Source organism: Pseudorhodobacter turbinis (assembly GCF_005234135.1).
Lineage (GTDB): Bacteria > Pseudomonadota > Alphaproteobacteria > Rhodobacterales > Rhodobacteraceae > Pseudorhodobacter > Pseudorhodobacter turbinis.
Map to the genome: position 1 here is coordinate 988,835 of NZ_CP039965.1, position 19,376 is coordinate 1,008,210.

Annotated in this window: 19 protein-coding genes and 1 pseudogene; 8 read left to right on the forward strand and 12 right to left on the reverse strand. The window is 48.7% G+C overall.

The features are described from left to right. Position 1: 1 nt before the first annotated feature. From EOK75_RS17240 to EOK75_RS17255, 5 genes are read right to left on the reverse strand one after another with little or no spacing between them, the layout of a single operon-like run. On the reverse strand, positions 2–637 hold the full coding sequence (locus EOK75_RS17240) for an HK97 family phage prohead protease (RefSeq protein WP_137195252.1): 636 nt from the start codon (positions 635–637) through the stop codon (positions 2–4). A gap of 40 nt (positions 638–677) precedes the next feature. After that, positions 678–839, reverse strand: coding sequence for a hypothetical protein (locus tag EOK75_RS20930; RefSeq protein WP_168199284.1), 162 nt, complete (start codon positions 837–839; stop codon positions 678–680). Beyond that, positions 820–1,980: a phage portal protein gene (locus EOK75_RS17245; protein WP_137195253.1), complete on the reverse strand. Its 1,161-nt coding sequence runs from the start codon at positions 1,978–1,980 to the stop codon at positions 820–822. The genes EOK75_RS20930 and EOK75_RS17245 overlap by 20 nt, the downstream gene beginning before the upstream one ends. 44 nt (positions 1,981–2,024) lie before the next feature. Continuing rightward, positions 2,025–3,710, reverse strand: coding sequence for a terminase large subunit (locus EOK75_RS17250; protein ID WP_137195254.1), 1,686 nt, complete (start codon positions 3,708–3,710; stop codon positions 2,025–2,027). After that, positions 3,710–4,204 (reverse strand): P27 family phage terminase small subunit, encoded by a 495-nt coding sequence (locus EOK75_RS17255; RefSeq protein WP_137195255.1) that lies wholly within the window; start codon positions 4,202–4,204, stop codon positions 3,710–3,712. The genes EOK75_RS17250 and EOK75_RS17255 overlap by 1 nt, the downstream gene beginning before the upstream one ends. Positions 4,205–4,299: 95 nt before the next feature. On the opposite strand from EOK75_RS17255, the gene EOK75_RS17260 reads away from it, so the two are divergent. Next, the gene (locus EOK75_RS17260) at positions 4,300–4,713 is read left to right on the forward strand and encodes an HNH endonuclease (RefSeq protein WP_137195256.1); all 414 of its coding nucleotides are present in this window, start codon (positions 4,300–4,302) and stop codon (positions 4,711–4,713) included. Between the two features lie 124 nt (positions 4,714–4,837). Here EOK75_RS17260 and EOK75_RS17265 read toward each other — a convergent pair whose 3' ends face one another. Next, positions 4,838–5,149 (reverse strand): H-NS histone family protein, encoded by a 312-nt coding sequence (locus EOK75_RS17265; RefSeq protein ID WP_168199285.1) that lies wholly within the window; start codon positions 5,147–5,149, stop codon positions 4,838–4,840. Positions 5,150–5,172: 23 nt separating this feature from the next. After that, the gene (locus EOK75_RS17270) at positions 5,173–5,394 is read right to left on the reverse strand and encodes a hypothetical protein (protein ID WP_137195258.1); all 222 of its coding nucleotides are present in this window, start codon (positions 5,392–5,394) and stop codon (positions 5,173–5,175) included. A 1,527-nt stretch (positions 5,395–6,921) separates the two neighbouring features. Between EOK75_RS17270 and EOK75_RS17275 the strand changes: the two genes are divergently transcribed. From EOK75_RS17275 to EOK75_RS17285, 4 genes are all read left to right on the forward strand, one after another. Further along, a complete protein-coding gene (locus EOK75_RS17275; RefSeq protein WP_137195259.1) occupies positions 6,922–7,779 on the forward strand; it encodes a hypothetical protein in 858 nt (285 codons plus the stop codon). Beyond that, positions 7,776–8,105, forward strand: a complete 330-nt coding sequence (locus EOK75_RS17280) for a hypothetical protein (RefSeq protein ID WP_137195260.1) — start codon at positions 7,776–7,778, stop codon at positions 8,103–8,105. Before EOK75_RS17275 ends, EOK75_RS17280 begins: the two co-directional genes overlap by 4 nt. Further along, the gene (locus EOK75_RS20935) at positions 8,099–8,248 is read left to right on the forward strand and encodes a hypothetical protein (RefSeq protein ID WP_168199286.1); all 150 of its coding nucleotides are present in this window, start codon (positions 8,099–8,101) and stop codon (positions 8,246–8,248) included. The genes EOK75_RS17280 and EOK75_RS20935 overlap by 7 nt, the downstream gene beginning before the upstream one ends. 78 nt (positions 8,249–8,326) lie before the next feature. Further along, positions 8,327–8,605: a hypothetical protein gene (locus EOK75_RS17285; protein WP_137195261.1), complete on the forward strand. Its 279-nt coding sequence runs from the start codon at positions 8,327–8,329 to the stop codon at positions 8,603–8,605. Positions 8,606–8,726: 121 nt separating this feature from the next. On the opposite strand, the gene EOK75_RS17290 is transcribed toward EOK75_RS17285, so the two are convergent. After that, positions 8,727–9,017, reverse strand: a complete 291-nt coding sequence (locus tag EOK75_RS17290; protein WP_137195262.1) for a hypothetical protein — start codon at positions 9,015–9,017, stop codon at positions 8,727–8,729. Continuing rightward, the gene (locus EOK75_RS17295) at positions 8,986–9,423 is read right to left on the reverse strand and encodes a hypothetical protein (protein WP_137195263.1); all 438 of its coding nucleotides are present in this window, start codon (positions 9,421–9,423) and stop codon (positions 8,986–8,988) included. Before EOK75_RS17295 ends, EOK75_RS17290 begins: the two co-directional genes overlap by 32 nt. Before the next feature lie 172 nt (positions 9,424–9,595). Between EOK75_RS17295 and EOK75_RS17300 the strand changes: the two genes are divergently transcribed. Continuing rightward, positions 9,596–10,450, forward strand: a complete 855-nt coding sequence (locus EOK75_RS17300) for a GIY-YIG nuclease family protein (protein WP_137195264.1) — start codon at positions 9,596–9,598, stop codon at positions 10,448–10,450. Between the two features lie 421 nt (positions 10,451–10,871). Here the strand turns inward: EOK75_RS17300 and EOK75_RS17305 are convergent, their stop codons facing one another. Then, a complete protein-coding gene (locus EOK75_RS17305) occupies positions 10,872–12,590 on the reverse strand; it encodes a recombinase family protein (protein WP_137195265.1) in 1,719 nt (572 codons plus the stop codon). A gap of 27 nt (positions 12,591–12,617) precedes the next feature. Here EOK75_RS17305 and EOK75_RS17310 point away from each other — a divergent pair. After that, positions 12,618–13,073 (forward strand): annotated as a pseudogene (locus EOK75_RS17310) (GH25 family lysozyme); the annotation flags it as partial. Here the strand turns inward: EOK75_RS17310 and EOK75_RS17315 are convergent. Further along, positions 13,070–15,580 carry a GcvT family protein gene (locus tag EOK75_RS17315; RefSeq protein WP_137195267.1) on the reverse strand — a complete coding sequence of 837 codons (2,511 nt, stop codon included), beginning with the start codon at positions 15,578–15,580 and terminating at the stop codon, positions 13,070–13,072. The pseudogene EOK75_RS17310 and the gene EOK75_RS17315 sit on opposite strands and share 4 nt — an antisense overlap. Positions 15,581–15,714: 134 nt before the next feature. Beyond that, positions 15,715–17,907 carry a selenide, water dikinase SelD gene (selD, locus tag EOK75_RS17320; protein WP_137195268.1) on the reverse strand — a complete coding sequence of 731 codons (2,193 nt, stop codon included), beginning with the start codon at positions 17,905–17,907 and terminating at the stop codon, positions 15,715–15,717. Positions 17,908–18,050: 143 nt separating this feature from the next. Here selD and rpoN point away from each other — a divergent pair, with 143 nt between their 5' ends. Continuing rightward, entirely contained in the window at positions 18,051–19,331 is a 1,281-nt protein-coding gene (gene rpoN, locus EOK75_RS17325) for an RNA polymerase factor sigma-54 (protein WP_137195269.1), read from the forward strand. The last annotated feature ends 45 nt before the right edge of the window (positions 19,332–19,376 follow it).

A 19,376-nucleotide genomic window follows, 5' to 3' on the forward strand; every position in this document is an offset into this window, starting at 1 on the left:
CCTAAAGTTTAAATGATTTGAGTGTTGCTAGAATGTTCTCACAATTGGATTCAGTCTCTCTTAGATTTTTCAATCCCGTGAAACCGCCATTGAATAATGCTTCAATCTCCGAACGAGCCATTCCAGCTTCGCGGAGCAATGTTTTGAGTGCTTTGGTTTCAATCAAACCATCTTCGGATTTAACTGAAAGTATTTTTGCTTGTGGGTTTGCAGGTTTAAGGACAACACTTGTTTCAACCAATTGAATTGAGTTAAATGTTCGTCCGCCTGAAGTATTCTTTACAAAATCCTTAGATTGAAACCCGATGCTGACAGATCCGACTGCATTTCTTTTCATTAATGCTTGAACGTCTTTTCCCAGTGAAGTTTCAGTATAGATTATGCCATTTCCGATAACACCAGTTTCGTCTTTGGTAAGAGTCTCCCACTCACCAATGACCATTTTTGTATCATGTTCATATAGCATGTGTAATTTTTGGTTTGCCGGGTCGAAGTTTTCAATAAACTCATCCAGACATTTTTCTGTCATGATATCTCCCACAAAATCGGAATTACCAAATGTAGTGAGATATGCACTAATCTTTCCATCTGTGCTTTCCGCAACTTCAAGATCAATTGATTTAGTAATAAGGTTCATAGGGACTCCATGTATTAGTGATAATTCTATTTATACTTATTCAAATTTCACTCTTGGCGTAGTTGGCTTTTATTTTCCAACCAGCCTTTTTGAGTTCTTTTTGAGTTTTGTGACGGGATTTTAAAAATGAATCCAGATTTGGCATTACATAAATGTGACCATCAGGATGAGTGATTGTGTAATTAATTGGAGTCCTTTTCATCGGTACCTCCTTCTGGTATTACAACACCAACGGGATAACCCATTAGATCTCGTCCTTCGTCCTTTGTAAGCAATCCTGCATCAACGGCGGAAACAGCAACTTGAGTTGCGGAAATAATATCACCACGAATTAGTGCGCTTGGATCAAGTTCAATCTCAAACGGTTGATTTGTTCCCAAAAGTCCATCGGTCAACTTGGTTTGTATGTTGATAACAATAGGTGCTACGGAGTCGCGGTAATAAGATGCTTGTCTTGATGCCAAGTTGGAATATTTACTGCCGTCATGTATCTCAAGTGCGTAGGAAGGCACGGAGAACACCGCACAAATGCGTGTCATGCACTGTTGTTTCAGAGCCTGAGTGTCGGAATCTGCGGGTGAAGTCGGTGTTATCTGCGTAAATGTCGCTCCACCGTCGAGAACAGCGACAGAACCGCGAGAACTAGAAGATTGACCGCCGAATTTTTCTGCCCAACCGTCTGCAAATGCCTTTTTAACTTCAGGTGGAATGCTCTCGGGGAATGAAACAACGCCAGAAATAGCTGTGGAGTTTCTGAAATTATCCGCCATACTGTTATCTAGAGCATTATCAATGGCAACTAAGTTGTGACATTGTGAAACTCGGGACAAACCTTGTGAAGAACCACCGATAAAATCACGAATATGAATGACTTGAGCTTCAGTATAAATTGTTCCGTTGGTATGTCTGTATGTTCTCTTGCCTGTCGCAGATATTGATTGAGTTATATCATTTGCAGCAAGTGGAATAAGTTCAAGTATTTTTCCCGATGTAGTTGTTAGTTTAAACAAATAGCAATTGCCATAAGTTAATAGATCAACCGTGATTTGAAATTTAAGTTCATATCCAGTCATTCCCGAAGCAGGATTATCAAGCAATTCTTGAATCTTATGTTCTACGGGCGAAAAACCTGTCTTACCCTTTTCAGTAACACCCCAAGGAAGTTGTGCTACCGTTGTTGCAATGTATCTAACACAAGCAAAGACAGTGGGATTTCTCAGTGCAACATCAGTAGTGATTGCTTCGCCTGTTCTTGCCCTGTTACCTCCGACATATTGCATCGAAACTTGTCTTGAGGAGGTATTAACTTTGTTTGGCAGAAGCCAATCTAACCAATTTGCCATATAATTTCCTTATGTTTGTATTATTTATGCTTATTTGAATTTCACTATCCAAAATAGAAATTGAATTCTTTTGGCTTATCAAATGAAGTTGCGGCGCGACCTGTTGCCATAATTAGAGTAATAATAGCATCAATCTTTAGAGCCTTATCTTTGCCCTTCCGAACCTTGATGTTATTATTTACATCTGCATAAACTTCTGTATTGGATATCTGCCAAGCCAAGAATGCATCATCTAGATGTTTGAGGTTTCCAGATCTAATTGCCAGTTCCGTGACTTTAGTTGATGGAGACATTGCACCCATGCCCTGCGAGTGCTTCACCATGTTTATTCCCGAGTCTTGCAACATCGCCGTAATTTGGCTGGCGTTCCAAGGGTCGAAAGAAACCTCTTTCACGTCATATTTTTCGGAGAGATTTTGGATATATTCACGAATAAAATTGTGATCTGCTATGTCGCCTTCAGTAATAATAAGTGAACCCGACTCAACACCTGCGGCATATACTTGGCGAACATGCTTTGGCACTTTTTTAAATGTCTCTTCGGGAACAAAGCACTTTGCATCAAAGTGATATGTGCCGTCAGTCTGGGGAAATACCATACCAACCGCTGTAAGGTCGTCAGTCGAACCTAAGTCAATTCCGATATAGCAGGGACCGTCAGTATTAAGTTTGCCGATAATATTTTCATTCCATTTGTCCAGTTGCAGCCATGATTCACTGGTTGAGACAAACAGATTTAGGTACTTGATGAAAAAGTTTGGTTTATTTGCAGGAATTTCTTTTGCAATTGCAGCTTCTTTCTGAAGGAATTCAATTGAGACTGAAAGACCGAGTGACGGATTAGACTTTATCCAATTTGTTTCATCATCCCAAATATCATCCTCGTCTAAAGCGTATGCTAGAGTGAAGATGCGTTCGTCTTTAATTGCTCCATGCAACACCTTGCGGGCATAATCCAATTGCTCAAAGAAATAATTACTTTCCGCGCCTGCTTGGGCGGTAGTAATGTAGTGTATAGCAGGAGACTTCTGTGCACCCATGGAACTTGTCATGACTTCAATCAAGTTCCTGTCGGAGATTGCAGCAGCTTCGTCACAAATAACTAGATATGCGTTTTTCCCATCCAGACTTTTGGAATCTCTTGATAGTGGAACGTATCTATTCCACTTTTTGGAATTGGAAATTGCATGACCTGTAATATTAGTGTCATGTGTTAGCCGTGGGTCTGCTCGTTCAATCAGACGCTTTGCCATATTCCAGCACAACTTGGCTTGGTCCCTGTTAGTTCCCATTGAATAGATTTGAGAACCTTCTGGACCGAACACGAGTGCATAAACAGCTAGTGCCGAAAGTATGGTTGATTTTGCATTCTTTCGACCCACCATAGCGATGCATCTGTCATATCTTTTAATTTCTGGATCTGATTTATCAACCCATCCATTAGTTGCGCCCAGATAAAGAGCGTGCCAATTGGCAAGTCTTAATGGAGTTCCTGCAATATCGCCTTCAATGAATTTAAATAATTGAACATAGGTCAGAATGTGGTTTGCAGCAGCTTTGTTGAATGTCCAGCGAAACTCAGGTTTAAATTGGTTTACATCAAGATCTTCAATGAATGAGCGACACTGCGCTATTACATCTTTACATGCCAATATCTCGCCAGAAACAATGTCTCTAGCATATTGAATTGCATCCTCTGCTGTTTTTGCTGGATAAATTTCATTCTTCATTAGTTAACCGAACGAGCATTCATGAAGTCGCCTATTGGGTCATGCTCGACCTTTTCATTTAATGAAGTTGCATCTATTAGTCTGCTAATAGGGGTCAGTCGAAACTCCGCCATAATAATTCTAATTTCACGACCAGTTTCTAGTGCTATTGAGTATGCAGGTTTGCGCCCAATTACTGCTTCGGGGTCGCTCTTGTAGTATGCAAGTGCGTCCGTATAGATCGAGTAGAGTTCCACAAGTTGAGATAATAGTATTGTATCAACTTCGTGAGTCATGCCTTGTTCATTTAGTATTTCCGCAAACCAATCAAATACTTCCTCGCGGTTTACATTTGGATTTGGCTGAAGCAGGTGGTTTTGCGGTTTAACCTTCGCACGATCTTTTTCGGGTACTAATACTTTGTCGTGTCGTGCCGCAATGTATGTTCCATCCAACTCGTGTTCTGCAATTGATTTACGATTGCTGCCGCCGCTGCGTCCCTTTTTACCTGCCATGAAGTTCTCCGATCTAATCTAATCTAATCTGCTAAATAATAGAGATGCCGATTTGGTGTATTCATCTCAAAACTATTTATACAAAGGAGATCTTCATGAGATCGGTTACTAAAAGTGTCTGTACCAAGATACCGGGTTGTGGTGGCACTCACTGTTATGGAAAAGGATGTTTGGCAAAGGTTGTGGCGTCTTATAAACTACCGAAAGAGCAGGACTCCGCGGCAGTGCGCCATAACCACAAATGGTATAAAGGTACCCGTTGGGCGGCGATCAGAGTCGCGCACTTATCACGTGAGCCATTATGTCAAAGATGTAAGGTGTTTGATGCTTTAACTGGTGCAGATCATGTGGACCACGTCATTGCACATAAAGGAGATGCTGCATTATTTTTTGATGCTAGCAATCTGCAAAGCCTATGTGTGTCTTGTCACTCTTACAAAACACGGGCTGAGGAACGGGGAATAATATTTGATTATAGATCAGGATTTGAGGTCGTGCTTGATCCGTGAATCCGCCATTTGCCGAACGCGAAAAATATTTTGGGGCAACATGTTGTATAAATACGGGTCAAAGCCTTAAAAGTTATCGCCTGACAGCATGTAATACCGTCAGGCGATGCCATCAGGCGCTTGGTCATTTCACGCGGTGCAGTTCAAGGTCGGCACCTACATCAATGACCCACTGTGGCTTGTCGCCTTTACCCGACCATGTTTTGCGACCATCATGTATGTTCCTATACATGGGTGGTGTGCGAGGCTTACGGGGCTTGGTGCTCTTTGCACGAGTGGTTGGCGCATCGGGGTATAGTTCCTGCATGGTATAACCCAAGTCGGATGCAAGTGCCTCCACCTTGTCACGCGCGCCTGTGATGCCCTTCAGTCGTTCCAACTCTGCTTGATCGGCGGCAATTTTCTTTTCAAGTGCGGATATAATCTTATCAGTCATGTAATAATCCTCATGTTGTACCTTCATGATGTATATGTACCTGTGATCAACATAACAATAGCATTAAGATTGGCGCGCCGAATGGTACCGCCTGAAAGGGAGTATAATTGGTACATCTCTCCTACCTTTGTGAGTTCATGGTCGCCTATCCCCTCGGCATGGATCACCGCCTCATCCTCACCATTGTAGGTAATAGTATAATCATGTTCCTGTAGGGTGGTCACTTGATGGGCGGGAAGTATCATGTGCGGTCACCATATATGTATAGCAGTCCGTTGAAGTCGTCATTGGGGATACACTCATGATGTGCCAACCAACCTATGTTGGCGGCTATTAGGACACCAAGTGCCTCGGTGCCTCCCTCAGTCTTGTACTGGCGAATGAAACCGTGAAGCTGTCCCTTCACCTCGCCCTCTGTAAGGGTCTTGTCCGCCACCATGGTGAGGATGAGGTCATGAACTATCGCATATAGGTGCGTGTCATGGTCGGGAAAGGTAACACCTACTCCGCATGGTAGGTCATTCATATAAAAAGCACTAAAAGATCTCATGTTGTTCCTCATGTGGTTGCTTGTCCTCATGAGATTTTAATAGGATGCTCGACCAAGTCACCACCTAAGTGCTTGTTTTTGCAGGTTTTATTACCGAGTAATGGGTACCCACACGGATAATATTGCCTCTATATGTAGAGGTTAGACGGGACATAGGTTCAACTATAGTTGACACCAAAAATCAACATATAGAGGTATCCTGTCGGTTCTAATAAAAATGTCTTTTTGTCGAGATCTAATAATAGAATAATCATTCACTTCCAGAGGTAGGCGAAGCCTGCATAAGAGCTTGCTCGTTGCGAATACTATTATTTAAATGAGTTAAAACTAGACGTTTCTAGGTGGTGTCTTGATTCCGATAATGGATAACCTATTAAATGGTAAGTTAATACTAGGAACGTCTAGTACTGATTGAAGTGAACATACTATTATCTATTCATATAAAACATACTTTTAACTAATAAACATTCACTTCCTAAGGTAGGCGAAGCCTGCATAAGAGCTTGCTCGTTGCGAATACTATTATTTTATTCTTGATTGTATTTCATCTCGCAAGCTCGATGCAGGCAAGCCTGTCACCCGATTCTTGTTTATTCTTTTATCAAACTAGGGCGCCTATATTATATAAATGGTTTGAAACGGTAAGCCATGAGGAGCTTGCTCTGGTGTATATTATATATCATAAACGGTTATTGAATTTGAGGAGCTTGCTCTATAACCAACATGATACCACTTAGTCGCTAGAGAAATCCGAGGACACGAAGTGGACTTGGATTTATATATATTATAATAAATCATCTAAAAACGGAACTTGAGTTCAAGTATTAACTTCAACAACTTAGACAAGTCCCAATCTATGTCACCCCCGATTTCTCATGTTCTACATCGCAGTTTAGATGCTCTACCCTCAACGGTTATTGCCCATCTAGTTCTCTATCATAAACGGTTATTGTAGACATTATTACGTAGCCTAATAATACCCCAGTACATTATTAACATCTTTCAACGGAATACTGAATTTAATTTCGGTTTTCGGTCAAAGCAGTGATTTCTCGATATAAATAAATACACGAAACGGGTACTTGCCCGGCTTTTGATAAGTGAAAGATGGGATACGGCAAACCGGGTGGTTCTGGCGAAGCAATGGTATCCCATCACTATCATCCGTTTCAGACGAAAACCACCGAGCAATGCTCTCAAAACAAAACAAGGAATTTTACCCATGAAAAGAATTAGAACCTGTGCACATTGTGATGCTGAATTAACCGGATCTCGCAGTCAGAAGTATTGCAACCAAGTATGTAAGAACGCCGCAAACAATGCAAAGAACAATGCACTATCCAAATTATTGCGCACACAAGAAAAGACTTGTGTTGTCTGTGACGCTACATTCACCACCTCGAAGTCTAGTACCATTACTTGCTCCGTAGCATGTGCCGAGATTGAACAGAAGAATAAGGTCGCCGCACATAATGCAGAGGCTGACGTGTTGTGTGTAAAACTTCGTCGCATGTTCATCGAGCTAACATCAAAATTTGAACGTGAAAACTTCGCAAAGAACCTTATTGAGGAACATAATACTAATCCTTTGGTTCGGACTGTATTTCATCGAGTAAACAAGGTCTTTAAGCCACTTCCAAAGCCTATATATAAATTGAATTATAACCCCAAGAAGGACCGTCCGTCACCATCGCAGATGAAAGATAAACATGTTGTTATGGTTCACGCAGTCATTGATCTTAAAGCAGGAACAGTTGATTACGTCGCGGGCATTTTCAAGGATTCAATTCCCCACTTTCGCGATTCCATTTTCATTGGTGCATACAAGAACCTGCGTGATGCAAAGAAAAAGGTCGCCGAAATTAATACTGTCCTTTCCTACGATGATGAGAGAACAGTGTTGCTTATTGATTATCGTCTTGTAAATCACGACAGATCATCAGCTGCTTTGTTGATTGAAGAAATTGACATGGATATGAACGTATTCACATATACCGAGCTTTATTCAAAACTGACATATAAAGATTCCGTTTTAATCAACTATTATAATGTATTAGCACAGAAGGAACTAGACCAATGAAAACATTTTTTCGTGTAATGGACTCGATGCCGCGACATAACATCGGCAATAAGGTGGCTGTGGTGATCTATGCAGTTATTGAAGGCAATTCATTGGACTATAAGGTTGGTTTATTCAAACGTGGTTCCATGCCTACTTCACATGATACAATATACTTTGGTTCATTCTTGAAACCAACTGCGGAGAAAAAGAAAAAAGAAATAGAAGCACTAATGGATCGTGATGATTACCGAACAATGTTGCTCCTTGACTATAAGATTTATCAACCAAATCTAGCTGCTGCAAAAGATATATTAGTGGAGATTGGAGTGGGTTTAGAATGTTGATAACAAAAGCAATGCTCATAGCTCAACCAATTCTTGATGAAGAAGATGAGGAATATGAGGACTATGAAAGCTCCGATCCATTTGAACATTCCGCAGAAGATTGGGAATACATTCGGGAAAATGACTTCTTTTACAAGTACTAACTAAACTACCATTTATATTGACAGATTAGAAATGTAATATATTATGTAATAACATAACACATAAGGAATAGAACAGACATGAAAAAGAAAACATATACAAATGTTGAAATACTATCAGTTAATACCAGTCAGGTAACTAGCGCAAGAATTGTTGCAGCCTTCCTTGCAATTACGGTAGTACTTGCACCCTTTGCATTGTTGATATTCTGGATGGCACGGAACAATGTCAGATATCAAGTGCGCCTCACCGATTCATACGGGATGCAATCAGTTGAATTAATCTATGTGAAGAAATACAAAAAAATCTTTGCACAAATTCAGGCACTTACCCAAGAGGCTATTGAACTACCTAAATAAATAATACCAAAAAGGACGCCAGAGTAATTTCGGCGTCCATTTTAGTTATGTAAACATAACCTTTATGTTCTGAGTATGGATTTAAATTCGAGCAATGCTCTTCATTTTCTGCTTATAGCAATTATACCGCAAGTTTCTGATTAGTCAAGATAATTCGTGCCCTGAGGATGATGGTGCGTAGTGTTCTCGTAGGAGGTTCCAGATTGGTTCCAAGTATATCAAAGGTCGTCGAAAATGTATCGCCTTCCTCTGCTTCCTTGAAGAATATTTGTTTATCTTTCGTCCATGTAAGGAACTCGCGTCCGTCAATATGGAATGTGGCAAGTTGGTCAAAGTGTCGCGCCAAGAAGATTGCGTACTTCAACCGCACAACCATATCCTTATCTTCCTCTTTGATCGACGGTCTTTTCATTCTGTAACTCCTGTACGTGGCTTGCGTGAATCTTGCATCCCACAAACCGATTATAATATGATTCATCAAACAGAACCTCGCGGTTCACTTGTTCCATTAATTCCAGATATGTTGCGGCACCCTTGCTCTTACACAGATGCAGGATTGTGCGCTTGATCAGATGCCCGGCTTCAATGTCTGTGTTCAACGCTTGGCTGCTGCCTGTATAGGCGCGCCAGTTACTTTCGACAGTAACCACGCGCTTTCGTTTAAACCCCTTGAGCGGCGGCTTCCGTGTTGTGCTGAACATTGTTTTCTTGCCGACATAGAGCATTCCATTTGTTTCATTCTCAATCAGATAAACAAACGCGATGATGCCGGTTGGTACTTCTTCGAGTACTTTGTTTTGATATTTCCATTCTAACATATAACTATTTATTAGAATCCGAAATTAATTTAGTTTGATCGGATTTAGTTGTAATTATGATACAATTATGCCGTTTCCCACGGATCAGTTTTTATAAATAAAATTGTAAAACACCATCCACGAGTTACCGCTCTGATGGTTGTAGCAACAACAACAACGGAGATTTGCCACCATGTCTATATATATACAAAACTTTGAACTCGACTCACCAATTATACCAGTTGATCCATATGTGTATGAGATCACGGACAATACCAACGGAAAGAAACTTATCGGCTCTCACAATGGAGCATTTGGATTTAAATACATAACCTCCACGGGAAGTATTAACCGCGCCGTTAAAGCCGAACCAGAGAACTTCGAGCGCAAGATCTTGTTTCAACATCATGATCTTGCTGTAATTCGCCAAATTGAATATGAATTGATCAAGTCGCTCGATGCCGTGAATGATGATAATTACATCAACAAGAGAAATTACATTCACAAAGACCGTATGAACAATCCCAAGTTTAAAGCATGTAAACATTGCGGCAAGAAACTTCGCACCCAGAACATTGCAGCGCACGAAAGATCATGCCTCGCAAGAAAGAACGCAGAATATGTTAAAGAGGATACATTCTACGGTTATTCATATGAGCAAATATCCGCGATGTTTTCATATGATGAAGAAACAGGCTTCATCTACAACCGAAAAGGCAAACACCTGAAAGCGAAAGACGGGTTTGGTTATTCCAAAATATCCTTGCGCCGCGATGGCAAACAATACTTTGTTTATGGACACAGACTTGCATTCTTCATCATGAATAAATGGATTGCGCCCGATGTTTCAATTATTCACGTTGATGATGATGTTACAAACAATGCCTACTCCAACTTGTCCTTGAGTGTGGCTTCAACAAGACCAAAGATAAAACCGCCGCGCAAGATACAAGATAGATTTGATTGTCCTCATTGCAAAAAGGATTTTGCGCAATCGGCTTTCGTGCGCTGGCACGGTGATAAATGTAAGGCGAAGTCCGATGTTTGAATTTCACATATACCGGATCACGTCGGAAACAATTTCAACTATTATTCTTTCCGATAAACCCGCGCCCACAACAGACTTTGCATCCGAAATTATCGCCAGCTTTAAGACAAATGATCTTCGTAACATTGCACTGAGAAGTTATTTTCGAGAAATTAAACACCAACCAGACTTATATCCAAATCACAAACTTAGGAAACAATAATGAAGAACTTCATCCACGCATTTCTTACCGTTTCACTCTCGGCTTATTTACTCTTTTTATTCACAACAATATAGGAACATCACATGACAACAACTAGAGATACTTCACTCGGCGCTCGTACGGCATTTTTAATGGATCTGGCAAAAACAGGTGCTGATAGTTCGGAACTATATGTCGAATATGTTTGCCGCTATGGCATGACCGACGATTGCTTTGATCTTATTGCAGACGTGCGCGGAGCTGCACTAGACGCTCGTTAACAGAAAGATAGGTTGTGCCTAAATATGGCACGACCACCCGCTTGGTTCCTGTTTTAAACTGGACAACAAGAAACCTTTCACTTTCAACATATTTCCGCACTCCATAATCCTTGCTGAAATATGTCTCCAGATTTCTATTTCCCAATTCCGCCCGCAGTTTGTCATTTATTAAATCATCAGCTTCGGGCGGAAATATGGTCATATTATTGTGCAGTACAATCTTGTCCAGCACCCGCTTTAACAGTCCCGCCATGCTCATTCTAATTTCATATATAACATCTTCATCAGTTGTGGCGTCATATGCACTCAAAAAAGCATTCTGTTCAGCATCTATATTATCAACAAGTAGCTCCGCCAGCTTTTCATCGAGCGCAGATAATATCTTGGTTCCCTCATTCAGTTCAGTTTCAATAACCTTCGCGCGGGCAATGAGGCTAGAAAGCAGAGCATCGGATAACTCAGGATTATCAAATCGAGCAACAAGTGCATCATAGGACACCTTATTAGCGTCCATTTTCGCCTGTGCGCTCGCCCTCTCTCCTTCCAATATCTTCCTTTTATTGCCGCCAAGATCATCAGCCATGATCTCCGCAAAGTTCACCTCTCTTACAAACTTAATAAATGCTTGTTCGAGATCTTGATATTTCCAACTTGGCGCATTGCAACCAGCACTAACCAAGGAATTGGAGCATCTCAGATACCGTATCTTGCCCTTATTCCTCATGATAATATTGCCGCCACAGGCACCACACTTGGCAATTCCCATGAACAAGTTTGCAACCGAAACTCCCTTGCGTCCCGCACCTGTAGTTTTGCGGTCCTTCATTCGTGCTTGGGATAAATTGAATGTGTCTCGGGAAACAATGGCGGGAAAATAATCAGGTATCACTTCCCCGACAGGAACCCGTTCTCCATTTATCTTTTGTTTTGCTTGGAACTCACCATATACGCTTGGACTGCGAAGTAGTAGCCCAACATAACTGGAACCCCACTTGGCACTGGTTGCAATGGGCGGATATTTCTGGGGATTTTCATTGAGATGTCGGACAATACTATACACACCCCACCCATCTATTGATAACTGAAATATGTATCTGATTATGTCTGCCTTGGCTTCATCAATAACGAAGCTGTTCCTATCCTCACCAAATTCCAACCATGCAGACGTGTTGGCACCCATTTTCTTGGTGGCGATGGTTGTCCGTTTCCTCTCCCATGTTGCGGCGAGGCGTTTTGACTTGGTTGCACTTTCATCATGGGCGCGAAGCATAATCCCCATGCTCGTGAACAGTTGCCCCACATTTTGCGCCACACTCTCCGTTGTATAAATTTGATTATCAACAAGCGTCACAATCGTGATGTCCTTTGAGAGAATTGCCGTGAACTGCGCAAAGGCAATCAACACATTGTCTCGGCTCAACCTGTCCAGTGACTCCACCAGAAGCACGGAACCCGGTTCGACTGTTCCTGCATCAATCGCGGCGATGAAGACGCCCAGCGCACCTTCCTTGGAGTTCTTTCCCCGGAAGGCACTAACGCCAATATCCTGTAATTCCTCAATTAATTGATAGTTGTGCTCTTGTGCATATCGCTTCGAAGCCTCAAGCTGTCGCCTGATGCCATCGCCTCGCTTCTGTTGGTCACTTGATATTCTGAGATAACTGTAACACTTGGTCATGTCCTGTTCCTACATGGTATTTCAATTGGTCACAATATATTCTACTTCTGCCGCCCCGCGATAGAGCAAGCCCGCTGGTTCATCCGTCATGTTCCCCGCAGCGCAGGCGCGCTACCGCCGGTGCTGGATATGGAATGGAACGCCCATTCGCCAACCTGCACCAAACGGCCCAATGCGGCCCATGTGCGTCGTGAGGCAAAGATCTTCATGGATGCACTGGAGCGGCACTACGGCCAGCGCCCGATCATCTATACGACGGTGGATTTCTATGCCGACAACCAGATGGGTCGCATTTCAGGCGCGGAATTCTGGCTGCGCTCGGTCGCGGGGCATCCGTCAAAGACCTATCCGGGGCAACGCTGGACGTTCTGGCAATACAGCGGCACAGGGATTGCGCCGGGGATTGCGGGCAAGGTTGACCTGAATGCTTTTGCCGGATCAGCCGCGGAATGGGCGCGCTGGCTGGCGCGCCGCACGCGTTAACCGTCCACGCGGATACGGGCGTTCTTGGGATCAAAGGGGCTGTCTTCGACCACCTCGGCATCCCACTCCTGAAACTGCATTTTGACCTTAAGCTTGGTGCCAACCGCTGACAGTTCAGGCGGCACATAGCCCATGCCGATCTGCTTGCCGAACGCCACCGACCAACCGCCCGAGGTTAAACGACCAACCTTCTTGCCATCGCAAAACAGCGCCTCACGGCCCCATGGATCGGCATCCGTCGGCCCGTCGATTAGCACAGTCACGCATTTGGCGCGGATGCCCGTATCGATCATCGCCTGCTTGCCCTGAAAATCCTTGGACAGGTCGATAAAGCGGTCCAGCCCTGCCTCCATCGGGGTGGCGTCGCGGCCCAGTTCATTGCCAAAGGCGCGATAGGATTTCTCTTGCCGCAACCAGTTTTGCGCCCGTGCGCCGACCAACTTCATCCCATGCTTCTCACCCGCCTTCAGCAGCAGATCCCAAAGATAGCGGTTCATCTCAATCGGGTGATGAAGCTCCCAACCCAGCTCTCCGGTATAGGCCACGCGGATGGCGTTAACGGGGCACATACCCAGCTCCAGCTTGCGGGCGGTCAGCCACGGAAAACGCTTGTTGGACAGCACGCTGTCGGGGTCGGCATCCCTGACCACTTCGCGCAGGATTTTGCGGGCGTTGGGACCGGCCAGCGCAAAGACGCCCCATTGGCTGGTCACATCATTGATTTCCACGGGCGCGCCGCCACCTGCGATGAAATCCTCGGCGGATTTTCGCATATAATCAGCGTCATAGGCGGTCCATGCCCCGGCCGAGACGAGGTAATATTCAGTCTCGGCATGGCGCACGATGGTGTATTCGGTGCGCGTGGTGCCGGTGGGCGTCAGCGCATAGGTCAGGTTGATGCGGCCCACATTCGGCAATTTGTTACAGGTGAACCAGTCCAGAAACGCCGTGGCCCCCGCCCCCCGCACGCTGTGCTTGGTAAAGGCAGATGCGTCAATCAGGCCCGCGGTTTCGCGCATGGCCTCGGCCTCGGCCCGCGCATATTGCCACCATTCACCGCGCCGGAAACTGCGCGCGTCATGGTCAAAATTCGCAGGGGCATCAACGGGGCCGTAATAGTTCGGACGCTCCCAACCGTTGACCTGTCCCATCTGTGCGCCAAGGGCGATTTGCTTGTCATAGACCGGCGTTGTGCGCAGCGGGCGGCAAGCGGGACGTTCCTCATCCGGGTGATGCAGAACAAAGACGTGGTCGTAGCATTCCTCATTCTTACGGGTGGCATATTCGGTGGTCATCCAGCTGCCATAGCGGCGCGGATCGAGCGAGGCCATGTCGATCTCTGCCTCGCCTTGGGTCATCAGCTGCGCAAGGTAATACCCTGTGCCGCCCGCCGCCGTGATGCCAAAGCTGAACCCTTCGGCGATCCACATATTGCGCAGGCCGGGCACCGGACCCACCAACGGGTTGCCATCGGGGGTGTAGCAGATCGGCCCGTTGAAATCATCCTTGAGGCCGACGTTTTCCGAACTGGGCAAGCGGTGGAGCATCGACATATATTCCACCTCGATCCGGTCAAGATCGAGCGGGAAGAGATCGGCGCGGAAACTGTCAGGAACGCCGTATTCAAACCGTGACGGCGCGCCCTTTTCATAGGGGCCAAGGATCCAGCCGCCGCGCTCCTCGCGCACATACCATTTGGCATCGGCATCGCGCAAAACGGGATGTTCGGGGTTGTTCTTGCGGTATTCCACCAGCATCGGGTCGGGCTCGGTGACGATGAACTGATGTTCGACCGGAATGGCAGGGATCTTGATCCCCAAGAGCTTGGCGGTGCGCTGCGCATGGTTGCCGGTGGCGGTGACGACATGCTCGGCGTGGATCTCGAAACTTTCCTCGGATGGGATCAGATTGCCACCCTTATCCACCATACGGGTGCAGCTTACGATCCATTCCGATCCGGTCCAGCGATAGCCGTCGACCTGAATTTTCCGCTCGATCGTGGCGCCATGCTGACGGGCACCTTTGGCCATCGCTTGGGTCACATCGGCGGGGTTGATATAGCCGTCTTGCGGGTGAAACAACGCGCCCTGAAGGTCATCGGTGCGCAACAGCGGCCAGCGTTCCTTGATCTGGGCGGGCGTCAGGAATTCATGGTGGACATCCGCGCTTTCGGCCACCGCCGAATAGAGCATATATTCATCCATCCGTTCCTGACATTGTGCCATGCGCAGATTGCCGACGACCGCAAAGCCCGCGTTCAGGCCGGTCTCTGCCTCTAGCGACTTATAGAAATCGACCGAGTATTTGTGAATATGGGTCGTCGCATAGCCCATGTTGAACAAAGGCAAAAGCCCCGCCGCATGCCAAGTGGAACCAGAGGTCAGCTCATCGCGCTCCACCAGCATCGTATCCCAACCCGCCTTCGCCAAATGATAGGCAATGCCATTGCCCACGGCGCCACCCCCAACGACCAACGCTTTGACATGGGTTTTAACTGGGGTATTCATTCGGCGACTCCCTTGCGCGGTTTTATCCATAAATGCCTGATTGTGGCGCGCGCGGGCAATATCCGCCGACGCTTGGCAGATAAAAACGACATGGGCTGAATTTGCAGCACCTATTTAGCGGTAAAAGCCAACCCTCAACCCGTGACGCGCAGCATGACGGGGCCGCTTGCGACATGGCCGATGATGGCGGCAGGTTCGCCCGCGTCTTGCAGTGCTGCCAGTACCTCTTCGGCCCGATCCGTCGGCACCGTGGCCAACAGCCCGCCTGCGGTTTGCGGATCAAACAGAAGGTCCGTGCGCGCGCTTACAGGTGCCGCAATACGGCCAAGGCAGGCCGCACGATTTGCGGGTGCCCCGCTAGAGGCGACGCCAAGTGCGGCAAGGGTCTCTGCCCCTTCAAGGAAGGGGATCTGGTCAAGCTGCACATCCGCCGATAGCCCGGCCCCCTCCAACATCTCCAGCAGATGGGCGGCAAGGCCAAAGCCGGTCACATCCGTCATCGCCGTGGCATGGGGGGCAAGGCGCCTGCTGGCTACGCCAAGCGGGCGCTGCATAGAGGCATAGCAGGCCGCAACCGCCTCACCCAAGAGCATCCCCTTGGCGTTGGTCATGGCCATCTCGGCGGCAAGGATGGTGCCGGTGCCGATGGGTTTGGTCAGGATAATCGCATCCCCCGCGCGGGCGGTCGTTTTAAGGATCGGCTGGGTGGCCAGCCCGGTAAGGGAAAATCCGATGCTCAACTCGGCACCGATGGTGCTGTGGCCGCCAAGAACATCAGCCCCCGCCGCCGTGAACACCTCGGCCGAAGCCGCAAGGATCTCGGCCAGCATATCGGCCTGAAGCGTAGGGCCAAGGCGCGGCAGCGTGATTTGCGACAGGGCCGATTGCGGCGTGGCCCCCATCGCCCAGATATCGCCCAGCGCATGAATAGCCGCGATCCGCGCCATCAGCGCCGCATCATTGCTAAAGGCGCGCAGATGGTCGGTGGTCAGCACCTGCATGCCCTTGCCCACCGATAAAATCCCTGCATCATCGCCGGGGCCGGAAAGCACATCGGCGCGCCGGGGCGCAGGCAGCCGCGCAAGCGCACCGCGCAACGTATCGCCCCCCACTTTGGCCCCACAGCCCCCGCATAAGGGTTTTTCGCCCACCACCTCGGCCAGCCCTGCCACCGCGCCCTTTGGCAGGGCGGGCCGCTTCATCGCGGGATAATCCTCGAATTTCGCCATGAATTTTCGGTCGATACGGTCCTTCCAGCGCCACAGCCACGCGCCCTCCAGCCGCAGGCCCAGCTTGTCGGCCACCGCCCGTTGCTCGCCCATAGAGATCAGCTTGAGGTAATCACGCTGCGGGTGGTAGCGGCGCAAGGGCACGCCCGACAGGCTGGCACGCAGATTGTGATACAGAATCGGCGCTTGGCGCACAGCAAAAACCCCGGCCTTGGGGCGCGGAGCAAAGCCCATATGCGCGCAATCACCGACGGCAAAGATGCTCGGGTCGCTAGATTGCAAGGTGGGGCTGATGGTCACGAACCCCTTGTGCAAGGCCAGCCCCGTATCCGCCAGCCACGGCTGCGGCTGCGCCCCCGCAACCGAGAGCGTGAAATCGGACGGCAACACCTGACCATCCGCCAGCGTGACCGATCCCTTGGCCACCGCGACAGGCATCGCCCCTGTTTTCACCACCACCCCATGCCGCGCAAGCGCCGCAAGCAACGCCCTGCGCGCGCCTTCGCCAACATTGGGCAGGGCCTCGTCTTGACGCTCCAACAGGGTGATCTCGGCTTTACGGCCGGTTTGGGCAAGCCGGTGCGCCGAGGCCATCGCCAGCTCTGCCCCGCCAACCCCTGCGCCGATGATCACCAAGCGCGGTGCCTCGGGGGCGTGGGCCAAAAACGCCTCCCAGCCCTCGGCGTAGCCGCCCAAGGGTTTGGCCGCCAGCGCGTGATCCTCAAACCCCGGCAGGTCGGGCAAGGTTGACGCGATACCAATATCAATTGAGGCCACATCATAGCGCAGCCGCCGCCCGTCCGCCAAAATCGCCTGTTTTGTGCCGCGGTCAATCCCCACCGCGCGCCCCATCACCACCCGCGCCCCCGCAAAGCGTGCAAGGCGGATCAGGTCGATCATCATCGAATCACGGGAATAATGCCCCGCAATATGGCCCGGCAACATGCCAGTATAGGGCGCGACAGGGCCGGGGTTGATCACCGTAATCCGGCTGCCCGCTTGCGGTGCCATCCCCCATTTGCGCAACACCAACGCATGCGCATGGCCCCCGCCTATCAACAAGACATCGCGCATTTGTGGCCAGAGGGGGCTTTGCATCCGGGGACAGCTTTCACTTTTCAATCATTGGTGCTGCAAAATAGCCGCCCGGCGCGCAAAAGGCGATAGGGCCTGCTGCCACAGTTGCGTGACTGCATTTGCCTGCCTAAGATGACTTAGGTATCACCTTGGAAAGACACGCAATGTCCCGTCAGGCCCAACGCCTGTCCCTCACCCAGAAACTGCAACTGAACATGCAGCTTGCCACCTCTATCCGGGTGCTGCATCTCGATGCTACCGGCCTTACCCGCTATCTGGAGGAAGAAGCCAAGACCAACCCCCATATCACGCTGACGCCCAACGCCCCCGAGGCAACCCCCTGGCTGCCCCGCTGGACCGCAGCGTTTGCCGCCCATAACACGGGGGCCCTGCATGGTGTCGATATGGGCGCGCTGTTGCAAAACCCCGCGCTCGGGCTAATCGCCCATGTCACCCAGCAAATCTCTCAGGTCACACGCACCCCGCAGGAACGTGACATCGCGCTCTCCTTCATGCAGGCACTGGAGCCTTCGGGCTGGCTGGGCCGTCCGCTTGGCCCCTTGGCAAAAGAAGCCGGTTGCAGCCTTGAAGAGGCCGGTCAGGTTCTAGCCCGTTTGCAAGGCATGGAACCCACGGGCCTTTTCGCGCGGTCCCTGTCGGAATGTCTTGTACTGCAAGCCAAGGAGGCGGACGTCTATGATCGCGTGATGGCCTGCATAATTGAAAATCTGGACCTTTTGGCCGAAGGACGGTTTTCGGCGCTGGCAAAGATATGCGGGGTGGAACAGGAAGAGATCACCCAACGGCTGCGCATCATCCGCGGCTTTGACCCCAAGCCCGGCGCGCAGTTCGGCATTGTATCCGCCCCCGTACGCGAACCTGATCTGATGGTCACCCGCAGCAGAGCCGGCTGGCGCGTCAGCATCAACCGCGCGGCCTTGCCCGATGTTACCGTCACCGCGCGCAGCCCCTCTGACCCCGTGGCCCTGACCAAAGCCCGCGAGTTGCTGCGCGCCGTCAACAGCCGCAGCCAGACCCTGCTGCTAATCGGACAAGAGGTACTGGCCCGTCAGGAGGCGGTTCTCTCGCTCGGGATGGAGGCGTTGATGCCGATGGGAATGCAGGACGTGGCCGACGCACTTGGCCTGCACATCAGCACCGTCAGCCGTGCTGTGGCGGGGGTCAGCGTGGATACCCCGCGCGGCACGATCTGGCTGCGGCCGCTCTTTACCGAGGCCGTGGGCGGTGAGGCCGCCGGTGCCATCCGCGCCCATCTGCAACGCCTGATCCAGCAAGAAGACACCCGCGCGCCCCTAAGCGATCAGGCGCTGGCCGATGCATTGTCGGAAAAGGCAGGCCCCATTGCACGGCGCACCGTGGCCAAGTACCGCGGCATGCTCAACATCCCGCCCGCCCATCGCCGCAAGCGCATCAAACTGACGTAACGGGCGGTTTTTCGTCGCAATATGCTGTGCAAACCGCGCTAAATC